The organism is Gordonia sp. i37, assembly GCF_002043085.1.
GTDB lineage: Bacteria > Actinomycetota > Actinomycetes > Mycobacteriales > Mycobacteriaceae > Gordonia > Gordonia polyisoprenivorans.
In genome coordinates this window covers 1-2,166 of the sequence record NZ_MVPX01000370.1, presented here as the reverse complement: position 1 = coordinate 2,166, position 2,166 = coordinate 1, and the positions used below count along the sequence as shown (strand labels likewise).

The window sequence follows — 2,166 nt, the reverse complement described above, 5'->3', positions numbered from 1 at the left end:
GTCCCCCAGCCACTCCTGACTGAGCAGGCAGTCGGTGGCCCCGCTCGACAGTGCGGCGTCCGGCGCGAGGTCGGCGACGATGCCGCTGGCGATCGCGGCGAGCTCGGTGCTGCGTTGGCGCAGCGGCGGCAGGTCCACCCGTCGCGGGCAATGCCCGATGAGAGCCGCCGCCCCGGCGCCGAGTTGCGCCGGCGGACCGGTCACCACGATCACCGGCGCGGCCGATGTGGCCCGGCCCGCGGCATGGCGGAGCAGCGTCAGCGACCGGTCGTCGAGGAGTTCGGCGCCGTCGACGACCAGCGCCACCGACTCCGCGCGACTCCGCGCGAGCACCGCCGCGATGTCCGGCGCGGCGCCGTCGATGAGGGCGTCGGCGACGTCGACGACGATCGGGGGTCGGTGATCACCGCCGAGGTCGGCGGCCAGCGAGCGGGCCGTCGTGCTGCGTCCGGTACCCGGCTCACCGGTGATCGCGATGCCCGCGGCCACCGATGCCGGGCGTGCGGGTGTGGGGGGCGAGGTGGCTCCGACGGTCAGCGGCCGCAGATGGAACAGTGCCGCACCATGGGTCCCCGCCACCGGCTCGACGAGGATCTCCACGGCGGTCCCGCCGGCCAGGGTCAGGGACAGGGTGGTCGGGTGCAGCGCCGGGTCGGCCACCACGGCCCGCAGCGCGCCGAAGTCGGATGCGCAGAGTAGTTCGGCGGCAAGGGTATTGGTGAGCTGGATGTCGTCACCGATGGCGGCGACCGCCACGTCGCGGCGCGGGGCGGCGCGCTGGAACGCGTCGAGCACCCGTCGTTGATGTGAGCGGGAGCGATCGAGGAGCCGATCGGCGATGTCGGCGACGATCCCGTTGACGAACGGCACCGCCAACGGGTTGGTGTTGTCGGCGACCTCGGTCATGCACAGACTGCCCACGAGGCGTCGGGTGGCCGGGTGGATGATCGGCTGACCGAAGCAGCTGAGTCGCTTGAACTTCTCGAGGTAGTGCTCGGAGCCGTTGACCATCACGCCGCGACGGATCTCGGCGGGCGTGCCGAGCGCGGTGGTGCCGACCGCGGCTTCGCCGAAGGGCACCCCGCTGGCCGCGCCGGCGCCGTCGAGTGCGCGCTCGATGGTGGTGCCGCCGGTGACGCGGGAGACCATGCGGCATTCGTGGTCGACGAGCAGTAGCGACATCTCGCTGCCGACGATCCGCGAGGCGGCGTCGTCGAGGACGGGCCGGGCGGCGTCGAGGAGCGGGTCGGCCGACGAGATGTCGACCGGCGCGGGCAGTACGTCGCTGTCGGGGCGGATTCCGGACATCGCTGATCGCCGCCAGGACGCTGCGATGACCTGTCGGCCGGGAGTCCGATGGCGGGGATCGGGGTGCGCTGCCGCTGTTGTGTCGATGGTCACAACGATGGCACATGTCGGGGTGCACGCGAAAGGCGCCGGTCCGCCCTCGGGAGGTCCAGTGCTGGTGGGGTGTCCGTCACCCGGTGGATTCGGCCGTTCGCCACGGCAGCCGCGTCCCGAGCCAGGACACCGCGAACGCGAGCCCGGCCATCCCGAAGACGATGACGATCATCGACATCGTCATCGACAGGTAGCCCTGTGCGCGCGGGTCGATGAACGGATACGGATACCAGTCGACGACCGTGCCCCGGGTGAGCGTGTACACGCCGTAGACCAGGGGGATCGCCAACCAACTCCACCAACTCCACGCGGGCAGGCGGCGCGGTCGCACCACGATCCAGTCGACGAGCAGGACCAGCGGCAGGACACGGTGCAGCGCCGAGTTGATCCACTCGATGTTCAGGTTCACGTCGATACCCGAGAGCAGCAGTGCGTAGACGATCCCGGTGATCGCCATGCATGTGGTGGCTGCGCCCCTGACCCATTGCCACACAACGGATTCCGGGGCGAATACGGCGCCGATCGTCAACACGCAGACGGCGGCGATGTTCGACAGCACGGTGAAGTAGCTCAGGTAGTTACCGAGGGTGAAACCGGCGACGTCGGCCTGCCGGATCGGCAGCAGGATCAACGCCGCCACACCCAGGGCCGCAAAGCCCAACCGCAGGAGTCGAATCCACCAGAGGCGTTCGTCGATCCGGGACAGGACGGGGAATTCCGACATGACGCAATCCTGTCACGCTCGTCGTTCCTGTCATGCTCCTC

The 2,166-nt window shown here is 70.2% G+C and carries 2 protein-coding genes; both read right to left on the bottom strand.

Annotated features, from left to right (window positions below):
- A partial coding sequence (locus tag B1964_RS18005; protein WP_253194053.1) for a Fis family transcriptional regulator occupies positions 1 to 1,308 on the bottom strand: 1,308 nt, incomplete at its 3' end.
- Between the two features lie 169 nt (positions 1,309 to 1,477).
- Positions 1,478 to 2,125, bottom strand: coding sequence for a Pr6Pr family membrane protein (locus B1964_RS18000; RefSeq protein ID WP_079930719.1), 648 nt, complete (start codon positions 2,123 to 2,125; stop codon positions 1,478 to 1,480).
- Between the last annotated feature and the right edge of the window lie 41 nt (positions 2,126 to 2,166).

Bases quoted from the DNA above. Each gene is read 5' to 3' on its own strand.
- B1964_RS18000 (WP_079930719.1), bottom strand. From the start codon at position 2,125: ATGTCGGAATTCCCCGTCCTGTCCCGGATCGACGAACGCCTCTGGTGG.